The organism is Candidatus Thermoplasmatota archaeon, assembly GCA_030018475.1.
Classification (GTDB): domain Archaea; phylum Thermoplasmatota; class JASEFT01; order JASEFT01; family JASEFT01; genus JASEFT01.
In genome coordinates this window covers 1-2,843 of sequence record JASEFT010000083.1, presented here as the reverse complement: position 1 = coordinate 2,843, position 2,843 = coordinate 1, and the positions used below count along the sequence as shown (strand labels likewise).

Annotated in this window: 3 protein-coding genes; all 3 read right to left on the bottom strand. The window is 39.2% G+C overall.

Annotated elements, in window-relative coordinates; translation table 11 throughout:
- Positions 1-127 precede the first annotated feature (127 nt).
- The 3 genes from QMD21_07470 to QMD21_07460 all read right to left on the bottom strand — a co-directional run bounded on the left by QMD21_07470 (position 128) and on the right by QMD21_07460 (position 2,473).
- Complete coding sequence (locus tag QMD21_07470) at positions 128-787, bottom strand: hypothetical protein (protein ID MDI6856601.1); 660 nt, start codon at positions 785-787, stop codon at positions 128-130.
- Between the two features lie 36 nt (positions 788-823).
- Positions 824-1,924, bottom strand: a complete 1,101-nt coding sequence (locus QMD21_07465; GenBank protein ID MDI6856600.1) for a hypothetical protein — start codon at positions 1,922-1,924, stop codon at positions 824-826.
- Between the two features lie 240 nt (positions 1,925-2,164).
- Positions 2,165-2,473 (bottom strand): ArsR family transcriptional regulator, encoded by a 309-nt coding sequence (locus QMD21_07460; protein ID MDI6856599.1) that lies wholly within the window; start codon positions 2,471-2,473, stop codon positions 2,165-2,167.
- Positions 2,474-2,843 lie beyond the last annotated feature (370 nt).

The following is a 2,843-nucleotide window of genomic DNA, read 5'->3' as shown; positions in this document are numbered from 1 at the left end:
CTTCCAATCCAGCAAGCGAGTGACACTTAACTGTCAAATGTATATTGAAATCACTCCGGGACAACTTGAGAATTTTGCACACAAGGTTGCGTAGCGGATGCATGCGATAAGAGAGATATGATGGTGCTTATTTAGTTGATTCCTCTTTGCTACCAGTTCGTGCTTTAGCCATTCTGTCTATATAGTCATGGAAAAAGAACCACATTGCAAAAACCCCAATGGAAATGCCCACTCCAATCGATAAACCTGTTATCAACGCGTTTTTCACAGGGTCACTTAACGCAGTAATATCAACTAGCATTGCTGTAATCAATAGTAGCACAATAAACAATGCGTAGCTTCTAAGACGAGTTTCAACCTTAATTCTATCAATTACGGTGGTAAAAGTCGCAAGAATAATCAGGGCAATTATTACAATGCTGATGACCCGTGCTCCGTAATATATCCCCTCATTCATTATCTGCAAATACTGCTCCCCAAGAAACAGATTTACTATTGCATATAATGAGATTAGAACGATGCCTAAATCTGCTAAGAAGATTATTAGACTGTCTAGGGAGAAGGCTAGAGAGAAACCTGAAAGCTGTTTAAACAGTTCATTCAGTTTTGCGAGTTTGAGTAGTTTTCTAAAAGCATAGTTTAGAACTTTGATGGTTAGAAAGGTTAGAACAATTACTATTAGTAATATGAAAATCTTTGGAATCAACCGTACAGTTTCTGATGCGATTTGGGTAAGTATCTCTCTTAATGTTTCAAAGAGGTTTTCTTCGGCCAATATAATTCTCATGCATCATATGCCTTTATCAGTAATAAAATTTGCTTTTTATCCCATGATCATCCACAGAACACGATATATCAAGTATAGCCCAGCAATAACCAAAGAGAGTGCGAGAATCCTAAGAGTCGTCAATATAGACTCTCTAGAAACTACGACAGCAATTCTATATCCCAGAAGACTGTTGCTGTAAAGCACTTGAGAGTACGTGCTGGCTACGTCTTCAGAGACCACAGCGGTTTCAGGTATTGTCAAAACAGCCAAAACTACAGCGATGCTTTTAATAGCGAAAATTGTTAGGAAAATAATGGAGTAGCTCTCACCCAAAAGAATTGCCAACGGTGATGCTATCAGCTGAGCTATGTTCCCTAATATTACAAGCAACACGCTTGATTTAACGGCTCCAAACCACTTATTATGCTTTGCAAAAAGAAAAGTGCCTAGAAAGTTAGCTCCAGTGGATGTGAAACCCGTATAGGCGTTTATAGGCACATGAAGATAAGCCCATTGTGTAGCCCATACCAAAAGTGGTCCTAACGTGTTCAAGGCAAGTCCAAAACGCAAGGTTTTAAATGCCTTTTTTCTCCAAAACAATGAAGCAATAATGCTTGACAAAGTTCCTGCAAGACTCATCGAAGCCGCCAAATAGCCAGGTCCATTTAAATTAGTCATCACGTAAGGCACCCATACTATCCCAAGAAAGTTGCTTGAAGCCAAAAAAACAACAAGATAAGATGAGGCAGAAAATATTTTTTCAGGCTTTTCAACCACCTGTGGAAATGACGCCCCTTCGAGATGTGACAGATTTAAGAAAGCTATTAGAAAAGTCGACATAAGACCCAATAGTGATCCCAAAGGAAATATGTAGCTGAACTGATCTGTAACGAGGAAGGCTAACAGCAAAGCACCTAGAGCAAAGCCCAATATGCTTGAAACGCCGCTTGCGGCAGATCTTTTGGCTGTAATGTCCCTTATGTCATCTTCTTTGAAAGAGCCGTATATGGTGAAGGCTAGAAATGTGCTAATAAGGACGGAGAAAATCATGTATGCTGAATATAGCGCTGAAACCAGTAAACCAGTTGTTGTCATGGGAATTAACAGCCACATAATTCGTTCAAGAGCGTGAAAGCTGAGTAGTTTGAGCTTCACTCTTTTCACGATGAAAGAAGGGCGCTTATACAGAAAAATGCTGATTAAGAGGGAAGCAAGTGCAGAAATGAAAACTACAAGAGAGAGATCTCTTCGATTCTATAGCCTATCGAAACTAGATAAATAACAAACAGTCCTCTGGTTAATGATATGTAAACTCCTGCAAAAACGGCTTCCAGAATCAAAATCCACTTAAACTTCAGCGATACGCTTTCCAACATACCCATAGTCTCATCAAGATTAGGGCTTGATTATTATTATGATTTTTCCCACGGCTAGTTCGCACATCTTTCTGATGCCTCTTTTGCCTTTCTCGTAGCTCACATTGATTAGCTTCAAGTCCTCTAGCAAGCGTATTTGCTCACTTATGTAGGCTTCACTAAATCCCAGCCGCTCAGCAATCATGGAAACGTCCAGCCTCTCCTTCGAGATAAGCTGTAAAATTTTGAAGGTTACAGAGGTCAACGCATCAGCAATCTTTAAAGCTTCTTCGCCTCTGTTACGATTTCCTTTACATACACCTTCTGAAGCATAGAGATTCAAGCTCATTTAATAGTATAATAATTTTGCTATTCTATTAATATAATCTGAGTGCATATTCTATAAAAAATCATTATACTTAGCAGTCAACATGCGCGACAGCTCAATGTAAAAGATTACCAATCTTGCGTATCTTGGAGATGTAACAATTCTTTTAAACAATATCGCCTACAATCGAATGGGCATGTCAATGAGTGAAGTTGTAATCTCTTTTCCACCATTGCCGCCATTATGGCTTTAGGTTTCATAGGAGATGCCGTGTCTCGCAAGATTTTGCTTCCAAGCGTCATAATGCTGATGATTTTAGGAATAATCTTCGGTCCAATTCTTAATCTCTTTCCATACGACTTTCTGATAACAGCAATTCCCTACATTGCCC

Coding starts and splice junctions, on each gene's coding strand:
- QMD21_07460 (MDI6856599.1), bottom strand. CDS start 2,473: ATGAGCTTGAATCTCTATGCTTCAGAAGGTGTATGTAAAGGAAATCGT.
- QMD21_07470 (MDI6856601.1), bottom strand. CDS start 787: ATGAGAATTATATTGGCCGAAGAAAACCTCTTTGAAACATTAAGAGAG.